At 36.7% G+C, this 17,444-nt stretch carries 15 protein-coding genes; 11 read left to right on the forward strand and 4 right to left on the reverse strand.

Annotated features, from left to right (window positions below; genetic code table 11):
* Window positions 1-2 precede the first annotated feature (2 nt).
* The 10 genes from SFC47_RS00145 to SFC47_RS00190 all read left to right on the forward strand — a co-directional run bounded on the left by SFC47_RS00145 (window position 3) and on the right by SFC47_RS00190 (window position 11,670).
* Window positions 3-869, forward strand: a complete 867-nt coding sequence (locus tag SFC47_RS00145; protein WP_411252210.1) for an amidase domain-containing protein — start codon at window positions 3-5, stop codon at window positions 867-869.
* Between the two features lie 65 nt (window positions 870-934).
* Entirely contained in the window at window positions 935-1,408 is a 474-nt protein-coding gene (trmL, locus tag SFC47_RS00150) for a tRNA (uridine(34)/cytosine(34)/5-carboxymethylaminomethyluridine(34)-2'-O)-methyltransferase TrmL (RefSeq protein WP_411252211.1), read from the forward strand.
* A gap of 57 nt (window positions 1,409-1,465) precedes the next feature.
* Window positions 1,466-2,215 (forward strand): oxygen-insensitive NADPH nitroreductase, encoded by a 750-nt coding sequence (gene nfsA, locus SFC47_RS00155; RefSeq protein ID WP_411252212.1) that lies wholly within the window; start codon window positions 1,466-1,468, stop codon window positions 2,213-2,215.
* On the forward strand, window positions 2,212-2,439 hold the full coding sequence (locus tag SFC47_RS00160; protein WP_411252213.1) for a hypothetical protein: 228 nt from the start codon (window positions 2,212-2,214) through the stop codon (window positions 2,437-2,439). Before nfsA ends, SFC47_RS00160 begins: the two co-directional genes overlap by 4 nt.
* A 317-nt stretch (window positions 2,440-2,756) precedes the next feature.
* Complete coding sequence (locus tag SFC47_RS00165) at window positions 2,757-4,652, forward strand: PrkA family serine protein kinase (RefSeq protein WP_179598083.1); 1,896 nt, start codon at window positions 2,757-2,759, stop codon at window positions 4,650-4,652.
* 265 nt (window positions 4,653-4,917) lie between these two features.
* On the forward strand, window positions 4,918-6,084 hold the full coding sequence (gene yhbH, locus SFC47_RS00170) for a sporulation protein YhbH (protein ID WP_411252214.1): 1,167 nt from the start codon (window positions 4,918-4,920) through the stop codon (window positions 6,082-6,084).
* A gap of 155 nt (window positions 6,085-6,239) precedes the next feature.
* Window positions 6,240-7,730 (forward strand): sigma-54 interaction domain-containing protein, encoded by a 1,491-nt coding sequence (locus SFC47_RS00175; protein WP_411252215.1) that lies wholly within the window; start codon window positions 6,240-6,242, stop codon window positions 7,728-7,730.
* Window positions 7,731-7,941: 211 nt separating this feature from the next.
* Window positions 7,942-8,802 (forward strand): beta-keto acid cleavage family enzyme, encoded by an 861-nt coding sequence (locus tag SFC47_RS00180; RefSeq protein ID WP_411252216.1) that lies wholly within the window; start codon window positions 7,942-7,944, stop codon window positions 8,800-8,802.
* Between the two features lie 67 nt (window positions 8,803-8,869).
* Window positions 8,870-9,904 carry a ketopantoate reductase family protein gene (locus SFC47_RS00185; protein WP_411252217.1) on the forward strand — a complete coding sequence of 345 codons (1,035 nt, stop codon included), beginning with the start codon at window positions 8,870-8,872 and terminating at the stop codon, window positions 9,902-9,904.
* Window positions 9,905-10,086: 182 nt separating this feature from the next.
* Entirely contained in the window at window positions 10,087-11,670 is a 1,584-nt protein-coding gene (locus SFC47_RS00190) for a sodium:solute symporter family protein (protein WP_411252218.1), read from the forward strand.
* Between the two features lie 65 nt (window positions 11,671-11,735).
* Here the strand turns inward: SFC47_RS00190 and SFC47_RS00195 are convergent, their stop codons facing one another.
* Together SFC47_RS00195 and SFC47_RS00200 are read right to left on the reverse strand one after the other, a co-directional pair.
* Window positions 11,736-12,998, reverse strand: coding sequence for an ATP-binding protein (locus tag SFC47_RS00195; protein WP_411252219.1), 1,263 nt, complete (start codon window positions 12,996-12,998; stop codon window positions 11,736-11,738).
* 154 nt (window positions 12,999-13,152) lie between these two features.
* A complete protein-coding gene (locus tag SFC47_RS00200) occupies window positions 13,153-14,304 on the reverse strand; it encodes a GGDEF domain-containing protein (protein WP_411252220.1) in 1,152 nt (383 codons plus the stop codon).
* Between the two features lie 145 nt (window positions 14,305-14,449).
* Between SFC47_RS00200 and SFC47_RS00205 the strand changes: the two genes are divergently transcribed.
* Window positions 14,450-15,451: a DoxX family membrane protein gene (locus SFC47_RS00205; RefSeq protein ID WP_411252221.1), complete on the forward strand. Its 1,002-nt coding sequence runs from the start codon at window positions 14,450-14,452 to the stop codon at window positions 15,449-15,451.
* Window positions 15,452-15,491: 40 nt separating this feature from the next.
* Here SFC47_RS00205 and SFC47_RS00210 read toward each other — a convergent pair whose 3' ends face one another.
* Window positions 15,492-16,151, reverse strand: coding sequence for an FMN-dependent NADH-azoreductase (locus SFC47_RS00210; protein WP_411252222.1), 660 nt, complete (start codon window positions 16,149-16,151; stop codon window positions 15,492-15,494).
* 191 nt (window positions 16,152-16,342) lie between these two features.
* Complete coding sequence (locus tag SFC47_RS00215; protein ID WP_411252223.1) at window positions 16,343-17,356, reverse strand: DUF1646 family protein; 1,014 nt, start codon at window positions 17,354-17,356, stop codon at window positions 16,343-16,345.
* Between the last annotated feature and the right edge of the window lie 88 nt (window positions 17,357-17,444).

Genomic DNA, 17,444 nt, shown 5'->3' on the forward strand with positions numbered 1-17,444 from the left:
AGTTGAATCAATCACTCCAAGAATTGTTTGAAGAACGAACCGAACAATTTGTTTCAAAAAGTAGGAGGCACTCAGGCAACTATGAAAAGGCCGAAACGAAACTAGATTCACTTGCCAAGCGTTCCGCTGAAATCGTAAAGGTAAAGGCACGGGGGAACATCCTTAAGCAATCTTCTGATGGGGATTTTCAAACTACTATTTATCAGGTTCATTATCAATACTTGATCAAACAAAAAGGAGCGCTCTATCAAGAAGAAGAAGTCGAAGAAAGAATGTGTAAGTTTTTTAAAAATGATTTAATTTTGGATAAAGAAATTAATCCTTATGCGAAGCTGGCTGAATTGGAAATCACAGCAGGAGATGAGCAGGAGGAAAGGATTAGTTATCAGTATAATCGTTTAAAAGCTGTTCAATATGCAGAGCGTTGGTGGAATAGCTACAATCCTGCCTATAAAACCTTTGAGAACAACTGTACGAATTATATCTCGCAATGTCTTCATGCTGGCGGTGCACCGATGAGAGGGTATCCGAACAGGGGAACAGGCTGGTGGCTCCGAAATAATAATTGGAGTTACAGTTGGACAGTTGCCCATTCATTACGGCTGTATTTGGCAAATTCGAAGAGCGGCCTGCGGGCAAAAGAAGTCAAGAATCCCGATCAATTGTTATTGGGCGATGTGATCTGCTACGATTTCGAGGGGGACGGAAGATATAACCATAATACGATTGTCACTGCTAAGGATGCCTATGGAATGCCTCTTGTTAATGCGAATACCTATAACAGCAGAATGAGATACTGGGCCTACGAAGATTCATCCGCTTATACACCAAATATTAAATATAAGTTTTTCACGATTTTGGATGGGTAAGAAAATTTGTTTGGCTGGCAGAAAATGATATAATGTAAAAAGAGTTTTTTTATGAGGTGAGCTTATTGGCAATACATGTCGTACTATATCAGCCGCAAATACCATCAAACACAGGAAATATCGCTAGAACTTGTGCTGGAACCGATACATCCTTACATTTGATCCGCCCATTAGGATTTTCTACAGATGATAAAATGCTGAAGAGAGCTGGATTGGATTATTGGGAGTTTGTAAACATTGTTTATTATGATTCTCTTGATGATTTTTATAAAAAGAATGAAGGCGGGGAGTTTTTCTATATCACGAAGTTTGGGGAAAAGCCCTATAGTTCTTTCGATTATAGTAATCCTGATAAAGATTATTTTTTCATTTTTGGCCGCGAAACGACGGGTCTGCCTAAAGATGTGATTGAAAATAATAAGGATGTCAGCCTGAGAATTCCCATGAATGACAATATCCGTTCCTTGAATTTATCCAATACTGCGGCGATTCTCATTTATGAAGCCTTAAGGCAGCAAGACTATCGTCAACTAAAATAAGACTAGAAGAGGCCGGCATAGGCCTCTTTTTGTTAATAACAGAAAGGAAGTATCATTATGAATGAAGCTATTACTACAATATTAAATCATCGATCAATCCGTCATTTTGAGGACAAGCAGTTAAGTAATGAGCAAATAAAAACAATAGTTGCTTGTGCACAAGCCGCGTCTACCTCAAGTTTTATTCAAGCGTATTCCATTATAGGAATTAAGGATAAGGAAAAAAAACGGAAGCTTGCAGTGTTAGCAGGAAACCAAGAATATGTTGCGGAGAATGGACATCTCTTTGTGTTTTGTGCGGATTTAAATAGACATGACTATATAGGAAATTTAGAAGGGAAGGATGTCACCACTTCAATTGAAAGCACAGAGAAATTTATGGTGGCACTAATTGATGCATCATTGGCAGCTCAAAATGCAGCTATTGCTGCGGAATCAATGGGTCTCGGCATTTGTTACATAGGGGGAATTCGGAATAACCTTGAAGGAGTAAAAGAGTTATTAAAAACACCGGAGAGGGTTATCCCGCTTTTTGGCATGACGGTCGGTTATCCAAGTAAGATAAATGATAAAAAGCCAAGACTGCCATTTGAGCATATCTATCATGAAGAAGAATATGAACAGGATAAAGAAGTCTATTTGTGTCAGTTACAAGACTACAATCAAGTAATTTCCAATTATTATGAAGAGAGGACTAACGGGAAAAGAAAGGATACCTGGACTGAGCAAATGGCAAACATGCTGGAAAAACAAACACGAATGTATATGAAGGAATTTGTTCAAAAAAATAAAATGAATTTAAGATGAGATGTATAGGTTCTTTTACAAAGAAGTGTACAGGTTCTACACAAAAGCGTACAGGTTCTACAGAGAAGCGTACAGGTTCAACAGAGAAGTGTACAGGTTCTACACAAAAGCGTACAGGTTCTACACAAAAGTGTACAGTTCCTACAAAAAACCATACAGCTTCTACAAAAGACCATATTGTTCCTACAATTAATAAAGGCTGCCCTCATGGCAGCCTATTTTAATTTAAAACATTATTTACTGGATCCTGGCTTATCATTATAACCTGCAGTAAAGATAGCAGCTAGAAATGCAACCATAACTAAAATAACTAGGAATGTTCCCATGCTTATGTAAAGCCTCCTTATTTTTAAGATATTTCTTAGCTTAGACACATATACATTTATTATAGCCTATCTTAAAAAAATGAAAAGAGCAATATTCCAATCTTTTCTTAAAACAAAAAAGATAGGAAGGAATACTTCATCGTTACGCATGTTCAAGTTATTTGGTGCATAGAGTATATTAATCGTCTCTGATAACGCTACAGGGGGAGGGCCTTATGGATATCCTAAAAAAAATTGAGATGTTCCGAGAAGAAGAGGAAAAGCTACGTTGGGAAGGGTCATTTGGAGATTACTTACAGTTGTTAAAAGAGAAGCCATGGGTAGCACAATCTGCACATTCACGAGTATATAATATGATCAAAGACGCTGGTATTGAGGAAGTCAAAGGGACTAAGAATTACAATTTCTTTGGTAATCAATTATTTGGGTTAGAAGAGTCATTGGAAAGGCTGGTTGAGGAATACTTCCATCCTGCTGCTAAAAGGCTTGATGTAAGAAAACGGATTTTGTTGCTGATGGGTCCGGTAAGCGGCGGTAAGTCTACACTAGTAACCATGCTAAAGCGTGGATTAGAGGCCTATTCCCATACGGATAGAGGCTCTGTATTTGCTATTAAAGGCTGCCCAATGCATGAAGACCCGCTTCATTTAATTCCTCATCATTTACGCCGGGATTTTTATGAAGAATATGGTATTCGTATTGAAGGAAATCTTTCACCATTAAATATGATGCGCCTTGAGCAGGAATACGGTGGAAGAATCGAAGATGTGTTAGTAGAAAGAATCTTTTTCTCAGAGGATAAACGGACTGGAATCGGAACCTTTAGCCCATCTGATCCAAAATCACAGGATATTGCAGATTTAACAGGCAGTATTGACTTTTCTACTATTGCCGAATTTGGCTCAGAATCCGATCCGCGGGCCTACCGCTTTGATGGTGAACTGAACAAGGCGAATCGCGGAATGATGGAATTCCAGGAAATGTTGAAGTGTGATGAAAAGTTCTTATGGCACCTGCTTTCTTTAACACAAGAAGGAAACTTTAAGGCAGGAAGGTTTGCTTTAATCTCTGCAGATGAGCTTATTGTTGCTCATACAAACGAAACCGAATATCGTTCATTTATCTCAAACAAGAAAAATGAAGCCTTGCATTCCAGGATTATCGTTATGCCAATTCCATATAATTTAAAAGTTTCACAAGAAGAAAGAATCTATGAAAAGATGATTAGTGAAAGTGATGTTTCGGATGTGCATATCGCACCGCATACGTTACGGGTTGCTGCGATGTTTACGATATTAACCCGCCTGAAGGAACCGAAAAAGGGTGATATTGATTTAGTAAAGAAAATGCGTCTGTACGATGGAGAAAATGTGGAGGGCTTTAATGCGGTTGATGTAAGTGAACTAAAGAAAGAATATCCAGATGAAGGTATGAGCGGTATTGATCCGCGTTATGTCATTAACCGGATATCATCAACGATCATCCGTAAAGAAGTACCATCTATTAATGCTTTAGATGTATTAAGATCATTAAAAGACGGGCTGGATCAACATCCTTCTATCACAGCAGAACTCCGTGAGCGCTATATGAATTACATTTCTGTTGCACGGAAAGAGTATGATAATATTGCCAAGAATGAAGTTCAAAAAGCATTTGTCTATTCTTATGAAGAGTCTGCTAAGACATTAATGGATAATTACCTTGATAATGTCGAGGCTTACTGCAACAAAGCTAAGCTTCGTGATCCGTTAACAGGTGAAGAAATAAACCCGGATGAAAAATTAATGCGTTCCATTGAGGAACAAATAGGTATATCGGAGAACGCCAAAAAAGCATTTAGAGAAGAAATCCTCATTAGAATCTCTGCCTTTGCTAGAAAAGGTAAACGATTTGATTACAACTCACATGATAGACTTCGTGAAGCCATTCAAAAGAAATTATTTGCAGATCTTAAAGATGTTGTTAAGATCACGACTTCTTCCAAAACACCTGATGAGCAGCAGCTAAAGAAAATTAATGATGTTGTTGCTAGATTAATTGATGAACACGGCTATAATTCAACATCCGCAAATGAACTATTGCGATATGTAGGAAGTTTGTTAAACCGGTAATGAGTTAGGAGAGACTGGCGGAAGGAATCTGCCAGTCTGTTTTTTTCAAATGGGTTATTTCTCACCAATTTGGCAAATCGAAAAAGCTCGTCCATTTTTAATGGTGTGAGCCCAATTGTCAAAATAATTTGTAAATTATTTGCTGATTCTGCATAGGATAAAGTAATCAAGATTATCTGCATTTTTACACTCGGGTTATTTTATGATTTATTCCAAAAAAATGTGACTCTAGAAAACAATAAAAATTAACAAGGAGGGGTTTACATTGTCTGACAATAACCATCAATTTGTAATTTCAAGAGAAGATTGGTCCCTCCACCGTAAAGGCCACGATGATCAGCAGCGACATCAAGAAAAAGTCCAGGAGGCAATTAGAAATAATCTTCCCGACTTAATTACAGAAGAAAGCATTATTATGTCCAATGGACGCGATGTGGTAAAAATACCAATTCGTTCATTAGACGAATATAAAATCCGCTACAATTATGATAAAAACAAACACGTGGGCCAAGGTGACGGTGAAAGCCAAGTAGGTGACGTAGTTGCTCGTGACGGGTCAAGTCAGCAAAAAGGTCCTGGAAAAGGGCAAGGCGCTGGGGATCAAGCAGGTGAGGATTACTTTGAAGCAGAAGTTTCACTAATGGAATTAGAGGAAGCTTTGTTTAAGCAGTTAGAGCTGCCAAATCTGAAAAGAAAAGAAGAGCAGGAACATTTAGTAGAAAATATTGAATTCAATGATATTCGCAAAACAGGTCTAATGGGCAACATTGATAAGAAACGTACCATGATGTCAGCATTTAAGAGAAATGCGATGACAGGGAAACCGGCATTCCATCCAATTTATAAAGAGGACCTAAAATTTAAAACTTGGAATGAAGTGATTAAACCAGACTCCAAGGCAGTTGTTATTGCTATGATGGATACAAGCGGGTCGATGGGAATATGGGAGAAGTATATGGCAAGAAGTTTCTTCTTCTGGATGACTCGTTTCTTACGTACCAAATATGAAACAGTTGAAATAGAGTTCATTGCCCATCATACAGAAGCTAAGGTAGTTTCTGAGGAGGATTTCTTCTCAAAAGGGGAAAGCGGGGGAACCATTTGTTCTTCAGCTTACCGAAAGGCATTAGAAATCATTGATGCAAAATACAACCCGCGTAAGTTCAACATTTATCCATTCCACTTTTCTGATGGTGATAATCTAACATCTGATAATGCCCGCTGTGTCAAGCTTGTTGAAGAACTCATGAAGGTTTCCAACATGTTTGGTTATGGAGAAGTAAATCAGTATAATCGTCATTCCACTCTAATGTCAGCCTACAAGAATATAAAAGATGAGCAGTTCCGCTACTATATTCTCAAACAAAAAGCGGATGTATTCCATGCAATGAAAAGCTTTTTTCAAAAAGAAGAAAATAAAATGTATGCGTAATGTAAAAAGGCAGGCTGCCAAAAGCCTGCCTTTTTATGCATTTTTTTTTGGCACTCACGTTTCTTTAATAAAATCTCCAAAGAATTATCCCAATATAAAGGAAAAAATGATAATATTATTCTAATAGCCTGAAAATACAGATTAGTGAGGGAAATATGAACAAAGAAAAGTTATATTCATCAAAGATAATACTTAAAGAATTAATAGAATCTTTGGAAACCAAGATGCCTAATTCTTCAATTAGGACAGAGATGGAATCAGATTTACAAAGAGTTTGTAATGAGCTGGATGATTTAGACGAGGCTATTGATTATAAAAAAATATGTGATGAGATATATGATGGGATTTATATTTCCGATGGGGAAGGAAAAACATTATATGTTAATCAATCTTATAGCAAAATAACTGGCTTGAAAGCGGAACTTGTTTTAAATAAATATGTTAGTGATTTAATGGAAGAAGGCTTTTTTAAAAATGCCATTACCCCTGAAATCATTAGAACCAAAAAACCAATTAATGCCATGGCAGAGATCCGCACCGGGGTGAAAGTATTAATTTCTGGAACCCCTATATTTGATGAGGACGGAAATGTTAAAAAGGTTGTTGTTATCAATCGCGATATGTCCGATTTATTGGAAATGCAAGAAAAGCTTGTTTCCTCACAAAATGAAATTGAACACCTGAGAAATCTGCATATTTCTAATAATTTAATTGGTAATAGTGAAGAAATTCAATCCCTTATTCAAATGATCCATCAAGTAGCGAGTTTGGATGTAACTGTGCTCATAACGGGAGAGACGGGGACTGGGAAAGAAGTTGTTTCTAATGAAATATACATGAATAGCAACAGAAAAGGGAAACCATTTATAAAGGTCAATTGTGCTGCCATTCCAGCAAGTCTCCTAGAAGCAGAATTGTTCGGTTATGAAGCAGGGTCATTTACAGGGGCATCGAGTAAAGGGAAAATCGGGATGTTTGAACTGGCCGATAAAGGTACTTTGCTGCTGGATGAAATTGGAGAAATGCCGCTTGAATTACAATCGAAGCTTCTAAGGATTATACAGGAAAAAGAGGTAATACGTGTTGGTGGAACCAAATCGATTAAATTTGATGTTCGAATTCTCGCCGCTACCAATTGCAATCTATATGATCTTGTAAAAAAGGGGAAATTCAGGGAGGATCTTTATTATAGGTTAAATGTATTTCCAATTAGTATCCCGCCGCTAAGAGATCGTCCGACGGACATTGAAGTACTGACGAAACATTTCTTGAACATTTATAATATAAAGTATAAAAAACAAGTAGAGCTGGATCAAGATGTTTATGAAGTATTTAAACTTTACACTTGGAAAGGTAACATTCGAGAACTGCGAAATATAGTTGAACGAATGGTTATCGTTTCTGAAACAAACAGAAATATTCAAGTTGGTCTAGCAAAGAAACTATTAAATATTCACATTGAGAGCAAAGAAAAACCAAGCATTGAACTTGGCCTTAAAGAAATTGTGGCAAAAGTAGAAAAAGAGACGATTGAAAAAGCATTGGAAGACTATGGAAGTACAAGAAAAGCTGCGGCAGTCTTAAAAATCAGCCAATCATCAGTAGTTAAAAAAGCCCAAAAATTAGGGATTCAGATTAGTGATTAAAAAAGGAATCATAAGTGATTCTTTTTTTAATCACTTGTTATTTGCGCAAATTATCGGAAAATTTGGTTATTGTGGAAAATCCGATGAATAAATTCATCAACTTAATTTTAAGCAGTAGAAAAAAAGCTTTATTTCTGTACATATTAGACTTGGCACAGAAATTGCATATATAAAATCGAAACTTAAAATTATAGAATGTGAGGGAAAATTGATGGAAAAATTGATCATTACTGTAGCACCGACAGGAGCAGCAACAACTCGGGAACATACGCCATATGTACCATTATCGCCAAAAGAGATTGCAGATTCGGTCTATGAATCATGGAAAGCTGGAGCAGCGATTGCCCATATTCATGTTAGGGATCATAAAGGGGATAACACGCTCGAACTTGATACGTATAAAGAGGTCATTGACCGCGTTCAAGACAAATGTGACATCATATTAAACTTAACAACTGCCGGTGGAATAGGGATGGATGATGAAGCTAGATTAAGAGTTTGTGAATTAAATCCTGAGATGGCCACTTTTGATGCGGGAACCATGAACTTTGGTCAAGGTGTTTTTCATAATACTCCTGTGTTTTTGGAACGGTTGGCAGCGATTACAAAGGAACGACAAATTAAGCCGGAAATTGAAATTTTCGATGTAGGAATGATCCATAACACACTAAGAATTGCGAAGAAGGGATTAATTGAAACACCATTACACTTCCAATTTGTACTTGGTATTCATGGTGGAATGCCGGCCACCCCGAAAAACTTAATGTTTTTAATAGATAGTATTCCTGAGGGTTCAACATGGTCAGCTATTGGGGCGAGTAAGGATCAATTAACTATTAATACGATGAGTATTCTATTAGGCGGTCATGTTCGAGTTGGAATGGAAGATAGTGTTTATTACCGTAAAGGGGAATTAGCCACTTCAAACGCACAGTTTGTTAAGAGAATTACAGAATTGTCCGCTGTATTAGGAAGAGAAGTTGCTACGCCTAATGAGGCAAGAAAAATTTTAGGATTAGATAAATTAAAAAGAAATAATCTGCTGACTAGTGTCTCGAATATCCAAAGGTAAACCAAACTGCACACCTTATGTTAAATAACTAGGCTTAAATTACGGAAGAAGAATAGGGGGATTTTTAATGAATATTGCCATAATGGGGGCAGGCTCTTTAGGAACAATCATTGGAGCATTAATGACAGAGGGCGGGGAAAAGGTAGATTTAATTGATATCAATGAAGAACATGTTAATAGGTTGAATCAATCCGGTGCAAAACTGACGGGCTTTATCAATAAAACGATTCCTGTTAATGCAATAACACCAATGAATATAAATAATACATATGATTTGGTTTTTCTATTAACAAAACAGGTTTACAATTATGAATCTTTAAATCAATTAATTCCACATCTTCATGAAAATAGTATTGTTTGTACACTTCAAAATGGAGTCCCTGAAGAATACGTTGCTTCAATTATTGGTGCAAAAAGGACCGTTGGCGGTGTTGTAGGATTTGGAGCCACATGGAAAGGTCCAGGAGAATCTGAACTGACCACAGAATGGGAGACAGTTAAGAAATACGCATTCGATATTGGTGAGGTCGATGGAAGTATAACACCTCGTTTATCCAAAATAAAAGCAGTATTAGAACATGTTGGCTATTGTGAAATTTCTTCTAATATTCTAGGCATTAAATGGTCGAAGGTACTAATGAATGCAACTTTTAGCGGGATGTCAGCGGCACTAGGCTGTACTTTTGAAGAAGTTCTCGATAATCAAAGTGCTATGACTAGTTTGGCTCATATTGCCGATGAAACCATTAAAGTAGCCCGTGCACATGGTATTGAATTAGCCAAGATGCAAGGAAAAGATATGGAGTTTTTGGAACTAAAAGATGGACAAACTGTTGCAGAAAAAATGGATTTTTATGAGGAAGTTTGGGGACCGCATAGAAAGCTGAAAGCAAGTATGCTTCAGGACCTAGAAAAACAGAGAAAATCAGAAATTGATTATATCAATGGTTTTGTTAGTAAAAAGGGGAAAGAAGTTGGTGTGGAAACGCCATACAACAATTTGGTTGTTCAGTTAGTAAAAGAAGCGGAAAATACTAAAAAGGTTCCGGATTTTACAACGAACCTCGTACGATTTGAATCTTTTGCACCTGTATTAAAATAGCATTTTACCAATTTAATAGGAGTGATTACTGTGATCGTAGCATTTTCTATCTGGTTGTTTACAATATTATTTTCAATTGGATTTGGGACATTCCTTTGTTATCGCATTGAAAAATCAGGCGTAAAGCGCTGGGGTGCTTCGGGAAAAATATTTAAATTATAATAGTAAGAGGGGGAAGAACAATGAATTGGTATATAGCCGTTTTTGGCTTTTATATGGTATTTTTGATCTGGACCTGTTTGCAAAGTCTGAAAAATGTTGAATCAATGTCTGACTTTACAACAGGCGGGCATCGGATGGGGCTGTGGATAGGAGTTGGAACCTCTGTTGCAACCTGGGTGAGTGTAGCTTCGGTAATGGGTGTCCCAGGATATCTTTATAGTTCAGGAGTAGCGGCGGTTATCGGCTGGGTAGCAGGTTGGTTCTTCGGAACAGCATTAATTCCGTTAGTTGCCTATAAAGTCAGAAGACCAAAAACACCTGCAAGGACCTTTCCTGAATACGTTCAAATGAGATATGAGCCTTTTAAGAAAAGCAGTCATTTAAGGACACTGGTTGCAGCATTAATGCTGATTGGTTACTTCGTTTTTACACACTTACAAGTTGTAGGTTTCGGGATTGTATTCTCAACCATAACAGGAATAGATTATAAAATTGCTATTTTTGTATTTCTACTCTTTTTACTCTTTACTAGTATTGGTGGATTCTGGTCTGTTGCGGTTACAGATACTGTAAATACAATCTTAATCGTATTAGGGGTAGTTTTGGGAGCAGGTGCTGTGTTAGCAGCAACAGGAGGATTAGAGAATATCTATCACACCCTCTCTACTACTACAAGTCCGACGATTGAGGGTGGAGAAAGTCTAAGCTCAGGTGTTCTTTTATCTCCAGTTGGTACATTTGGTTTGGGTGCACTTTTCTCTATTTTTATCTCTAATTCAATGGGAGCAGCGGTGTCGCCGCACTGGGTAACAAGGATGTTAGCACCAAAAAGTGTCAAAGTAGCAATAATGCAAATGGTGTTATCAGTAGTTGTTTTAATCGCTATTTTCCTTCCATTAATTGTAATTGGATTAGGAGCTAAAACGCTTATTCCTAGTATTCCAGCAGGACAAACTACCGATTATATCATGCCAATCGTAATAATGGAGTATGCACACCCATTAGTTGGTGCTTTAACGTTGGTAGCATTATGTGCTGCGGCTGTTTCAACTGCGAATTCTATGCTTTTGCATTGCGGTACTTCTCTCTATAATGATATTTATAAAAACATCTTTCCTGATAAGAAGATCAGCGAAAATACAGAAAGAAAACAACTTAGATTTTGTATTTTTGCTCTAGGGATTCTAGCCGTGGTAAGTGCAATTAACCCTCCAGTTTTACTAGCAATGGGATTCACTTATGTGTATGGGGGGTTTGGTGCAGCATTCTTTTTTGTCGTATATTTAGGCTTGTATTGGAAGCGTATGAATCGCTTAGGCGCTTACGCAAACATTATCCTTGGTTCTTTCGTTTATGTCATTGCAAAAGTAATGGGTGCGACAAATCCCTTCATTATTGCTTTAGCCGTAGCGTTTGTTGGCGTATTAATTGCCGTTTATGCAACCAAGAAGCCGCCATTGGAAGCCTACGAACCATATTTTGAAAAGGACATTAGTCCTTCAACCCAAAAGGTAATTGCTGCGATTCAAAATAGTGGAATGGATCAGGAGGATTACTCAAAGCCAACAGCTGTTGGGGAATATCAAAATATAACAAAGATGTAAAGTCTAACATGAAAGATATATATAAAATCGACAGGTACAATACCTGTCGATTTTTTTCATACTTATCAATTTTCATTTTTCATAAATGAGGTGATAGTTGGAAATTTTATGTGAAATGTGGTGCCGGAATCTAATTCACTTTCGACTTGAATCAAACCATTCATAGCACGGACTATACTATAAACGACCATCATTCCGAGACCTGTGCCATTCTTCCCTTTAGTTGAATAATAAGGCTCACCAAGTCTTTCAAGCTGCTCGGAGGTCATTCCAATTCCTGTATCCCTGATGCAAATAGTTATATATTCCTTGCTATACTGAGTTTCAACATAAAGATGCCCGCCATTAGGCATTGCCTCTACTGAATTCTTAAGAATATTAATAAAACATTGACGAAATCTTTGTCGATCACCTTTAATAAAACCAATCACAGAAAAGTCAGTGATAATTTCTACCGAATTTTGATTTGCCATTGGAGTTAGGATGTTAATAATTTGCCTAAGTTCATTTTTTACATTTAGTTCCTCAATTGAAACTAAAGATGGTTTAGCAAACGTTAAGTAATCTTCGATGACTCTTTCTGCAGAAATAAGTTCGTCTTTGACGATTGAAAGGTATTCTTTACGTTTATGTCTAGGGAGGTAGTCATCATTGAGTAACTGAACAAACCCGCTGGCTGCAGTTAATGGATTTCTAATTTCATGAGATATGGCTGCACCCATTTGTTCGACAGCCTTTAACTTTTCCACTTTTATTAGTTGATGTTTAAGTTCGACACTTTTTTTGATATATTCAATCGAATAGGCGATAAGACTAATTCCAAGCGGGGGTAGTACCAAGTAGGCAAACAAAACATCATACCAAGCGCTGCCTGTATAGTTTATTAGTTCCCCAGCAGTACTAATAATTCCGAGTATGATTCCTAAACAAATTGCTGTGTAAATTCTTCGTTCGGAAGATTGCTTCCAAAACCAAGGTGATAATCGAAAAAAAATAATTGCGAGTGGAATATAAAGAAAGATCGTTCCAATCAAACCTGAGTCAAGTCCATATAGGCTCCTAATAATGATTAATCCTGCGACCATTATAAGACCGATACCGAGATATAAACCGCCAATGACGATAGGGATAATACGCAAATCATATCTCGCATAGGGAACAGGGCTATAGGCAAAATGGAGACAAATCCATAGCAATAGGACAGAAATAATGGTAATAGTAGTTTTAGAAAAAGGAAGTGCCTTGCTGCGGTCAAGCCAAATTAAGCATAACAGGAGTAATATTATTAAAATAGAAAGATTTAAGAAAAGGTGTTTTGTAATTTCCATCTATTTCACCGTCCATAAGCTTATAGGAAAATTTTACATTTAACTTTGTATGAATACAACAGAATTTACTAATTATTTTGAATAAAAGACTGAAATAAGAAGGAAAATGTAGAAAAATGTATAAAACGGAAGGATACATCCCTCCGTTTTATATTTAAAGTGTTGAAATTTTATTCCTTCCGCTGGCTTTGGAGTTATATAGAGCAGTATCCGCTGCTTGAATTAAATCTTTTGGTTCGGATTCTGAATGAGGAATGATGGAGGCAATTCCTATACTAAGTGTTACAATATCCGATATTTCCGAACTCCTATGTGAAATTTGAAGTAATTGTACCTTCTTTTGCACTAATTTTGCTATTTCAAAACCCCTATCTAACTTTGTTTTGGTTAAGATCAGAGCAAATTCCTCACCGCCATATCTACAAAATGAACTATAAGGGTTGTTTGCAACCAGTTCCTTTATGGCAGTGGTAATGTTTTGGAGGCACTGGTCACCAGCAAGGTGGCCATATGTATCGTTATACTTTTTAAAATAATCAATATCAAACATGAGTAGAGTTAATGGTGATTGCGTTGCAGCTAACCTAGACCATTCCTTGTTGAGAATTTCATCAAAATATCGGCGATTGCCAATGCCTGTCAGCCCGTCCATATATGAAAGTTGATTTAAAAGTTCATTTGCTTTGTGGAGCTTTTTTTCACTTTCCTGCAATTTCATTAAACTAAGATTTAATTCTCGCACCGCTGCATTGGAATTAACAATATATACCGATAAATGATAAGCAAAAAATCCACCAATTAAGGAAATAAGATAATGAAACATTAACACATTAAATAGGGTCCTTGTATTTTCTATATAGATGGCAAAGACAATTGAAATAAAAAACAAACCAATAAGGTTCATAATAAATGCTTTTATATTTGGATGAATCTTTAATTTAGAAAACCATCCACAAACCACTCCGGTTAGAATGGCACTAATAGCTGCTACAAAGGCAGTGTCCGTGAAACCAAAGAGAGTAATCCTCCCAAAGGCAATTAATATAGAAGCAATGATTGCCGGGACAACCCCGCCAAATGCAGCTGCAATGACAATGGCAAGATGGCGTAAATCAGCAATGGTTGTCAAATTAATTTGGAAGCTAAATAACATTAATATATTTCCAAGAATACCATACCCGATTCCCCAATAAAGTTTGGTACTCTGAGTGGAGGAAGGGTGTAATGGTTTGTTTTTAAACATTTGCCCCATTACGGTAAACGAAGCAATCAGAATGGCTGCATTTGAAAAAAAGTCTTTTAACATTCATGTTCTCCTAACATGGAATAACTCACCTTATTATAGAAGAAAAAAGTCCAACTGTGAAATAACCTTGTTATATTTTCTTTTAATAGAATATTTACGTTCGTAAGCGAAAACTATAAAGATGAATACTTTTTGGGAGGACCTAATGAAAAACAAAGGTATAGTCTTCATCTTGCTAGTAGTGGTTATGATTTGTTCCCCTCTTTTTGCAGATGCTCATGTTAAATGGTTTACAGAAGTTACACCAGAAAAAGAAAAAATTGAGCACATCTTATCACCGCTCTTCATGATCCTTAGCTTATTGGTTGCTGCGCTGCTTGCTGTACTGCCACAGGTATTGCCGATCCTTGATAAGATAGCTATCACAAAAAGGATTGATACAATACTTGACAGACAACGTAAATCTTCAAGGTATATCCTAAAATATGGTACTGCGCTTGCGTTAATTATACAGATTTTGGCTGGGACGATCTTTGCACCAGAATTCGCAGTCACAAATCAAATTGTTAGAATATTAATGTGGATTACGATTATTCTGCTATTGGTACCTAATCATTTTGCAACAAAAGCAGGGGCCCTTATATTATTGGGATTATTTATGTATCAGCTGGCACACTCCGGGCTGTTCCATATGCTTGATTATGGCTTTTATTTAGCCATTATAGGAGTATTGCTTGTAGGAAAGACAAAATTAGCTGATTGGGGATTCCCTTTTCTATATTTAGGGACTGGGTTGTCCCTATGCTGGGTAGCCGTTGAAAAATGGGTCTATCCGGCAATGAGTATGGATATTATTCATCAACATGCTGTTCCTACCTTTGGCTTTCCTCCGGAAACGTTTGTGATACTTGCTGCTTTTATTGAATTTGTCGTTGGATATCTATTGATCGTTGGAATCCTAAACCGGCTATTGGCCTTTGTGTTGACACTGATTTTTATTTCAACAACCATGCTATTTGGTGTCACGGAAATTATTGGACACCTGATGATTCATATTGTTTTAATTATTTTTATTATAGAAGGTGTATCATTTTATGATCCTCCAATTAAAATACATGCGACGAAGATTTCTCAGATGGTTTTTGTATTTTTGAACTTTGTGTTTACCTTGGCCACTTTCCTCCTAATATATTACCGGTTTGCTTAGAAGAAAAGCTTCCTGTTATAGGAAGCTTTTCTTTTTATTATTATTGAAAAATAGGTGCTTGTATCATTTGCTTAGCAGCTTCAATCGCTTCTTTCTTTGCTTTTTCAACAATTTCAGTTACCTTTTGAGGATAAAGGTCTAAAGCCTCGGCGATGATGGTGTCCATAACTTCAATGCCTAGGAAGTTAAGAGCAATTCTTAAATATCGATCTCCGCATTCTAATTCCTTCATGGGTGTACCTGTGTAAAGACCGCCTCGAGTATTAATATGAATAGCTCTTTTTCCGCTTAGTAGACCTTTCGGGCCATTTGCGGTGTGAGCAAATGTTTTACCGGCAATAAATAAGTTATCTAAGTATGCCTTTAATACCGCTGGGGAGCTTAAGTTCCAAATAGGAGAAACAAAAACATAATAGTCATATGAAAGAAATTCATCAGCAAGTGCGTGCATTTTAAGTATTTTCTCACGTTCACCGTCAGTTAACTGGTCAAGTGTATAACCATAACCCGCTAGTTTTCCTCGTGCAGACACTAACTCTGCATCCATATGTGCGATATCTAATGTAAATAAATCGATAGTTTTTATTTCCATATCTGGGCTCTCTTCTATTATTGCATTAATAAATGCCTCACCGATTTTAAGCCCTTTTGACTTCTCAAGTCCTTTTGGATTTGCAGTAATATATAATAATTTGCTCACTTTGACACATCCATTCCTTTAAATAAATCACATTAGTACTATTATAAGAAAAATAACCTGCTTAATTTTTGTACAAAAGGTGAAGTTCGTGAACATTAAGTGTCGATAGTTGCCGGCAATCTAAATAAAAGGACAAATAAAAAAGAATCGTATCACCTTTGAGTTAGATGCGATTCTTTCTTTACAATAGTTTAATAAATAACAAACAAAACGATAAAATAAATGGCCATGGTAATAAGTCCAACAGGAACTCCGAAGCTTGCCCATTCTTTACTCGTAATGTTGAGTTTTCCTGCTGCAATAATATTTGGAATATTACCAGGTATTAACATTCCCCCGCTAATAATAAGTCCCATTAGAACAGCCTGGATGGTTGCTTGGTCCATCGCTGGACTAATTTCGGCTGCTGCGAGAGTAGCATTATCTAGTATGGCGGAAATCATATTAATCCAATATAGCAGCATTGGATGCAGCCCTAAAATATATTCATTAATTAAAGGCTCAAAACCATGGCCTAGGAAGGTAAGTCCCATTACAAACAAGTAGATTTTGGCAGATCGAATGAATATCTCTTTATAGCTTTCTACTTTTTGTTTAGAAGCTAAACCCACAGAGCTCTCTTGGGGTTTAACTAAAAGGATGGTCAATAAACCAAAGATTACCACCGCAGGAATAACTTCTGGACCAATTAATTTCAAAAGATAAAAAAAGTCCTCATTTAATCTGCTAATGGTTATAGTTGCTAATGGTTCACCAATAGGGGTGAGGGCTGCGCCAAGGCCAATCGAAAAACAAGCTAACACGGTAAAACGAATTTCAGATTTACGGTCCAGTGGAAGGACATTGATAATAATGACTAACACAATTGCGGCAATAATTGCTGTAATGACACTTGATGCAAGTCCTAGAAGAATAACGGTTAATCCGAAGAATATCCTTGGGGTAAGCAGCCTGCTCGTCCATAGGATTGATTTTTCCAGCTGAACCTGTCCCCATTTACAAATTAATCCTGCAATTAGGACAGCCAGGGTAATTTTAATAGGATCAACCAGAGCCTTTTTGATTAGATGAAGATCCATCATGCCGCTTATTGAAGCAGCACAAATCCCCATTACAAATAAGAATATTTCTAAATTGTGTTCGACCTTTTTTACTGAAAAAGGTAAAAATAAAACCAAGATTAATATTATTACTAAACCAATCATTTCATACCAAATCCCTTTTCTTTTATTGTTTAATACAACTATAAATCTATTATAAGCGAATTTATCTTAAATTTTTGCACAAAAGTCT

The sequence above is a fragment of the Neobacillus niacini genome (assembly GCF_046591715.1).
Classification (GTDB): domain Bacteria; phylum Bacillota; class Bacilli; order Bacillales; family Cytobacillaceae; genus Neobacillus; species Neobacillus niacini_L.

Coding starts and splice junctions, on each gene's coding strand:
- SFC47_RS00215 (WP_411252223.1), bottom strand. CDS start 17,356: ATGATTGGTTTAGTAATAATATTAATCTTGGTTTTATTTTTACCTTTT.
- SFC47_RS00165 (WP_179598083.1), top strand. CDS start 2,757: ATGGATATCCTAAAAAAAATTGAGATGTTCCGAGAAGAAGAGGAAAAG.
- SFC47_RS00185 (WP_411252217.1), top strand. CDS start 8,870: ATGAATATTGCCATAATGGGGGCAGGCTCTTTAGGAACAATCATTGGA.
- SFC47_RS00160 (WP_411252213.1), top strand. CDS start 2,212: ATGAGATGTATAGGTTCTTTTACAAAGAAGTGTACAGGTTCTACACAA.
- SFC47_RS00205 (WP_411252221.1), top strand. CDS start 14,450: ATGAAAAACAAAGGTATAGTCTTCATCTTGCTAGTAGTGGTTATGATT.
- nfsA (WP_411252212.1), top strand. CDS start 1,466: ATGAATGAAGCTATTACTACAATATTAAATCATCGATCAATCCGTCAT.
- SFC47_RS00175 (WP_411252215.1), top strand. CDS start 6,240: ATGAACAAAGAAAAGTTATATTCATCAAAGATAATACTTAAAGAATTA.
- SFC47_RS00195 (WP_411252219.1), bottom strand. CDS start 12,998: ATGGAAATTACAAAACACCTTTTCTTAAATCTTTCTATTTTAATAATA.
- SFC47_RS00200 (WP_411252220.1), bottom strand. CDS start 14,304: ATGTTAAAAGACTTTTTTTCAAATGCAGCCATTCTGATTGCTTCGTTT.
- SFC47_RS00180 (WP_411252216.1), top strand. CDS start 7,942: ATGGAAAAATTGATCATTACTGTAGCACCGACAGGAGCAGCAACAACT.
- SFC47_RS00190 (WP_411252218.1), top strand. CDS start 10,087: ATGAATTGGTATATAGCCGTTTTTGGCTTTTATATGGTATTTTTGATC.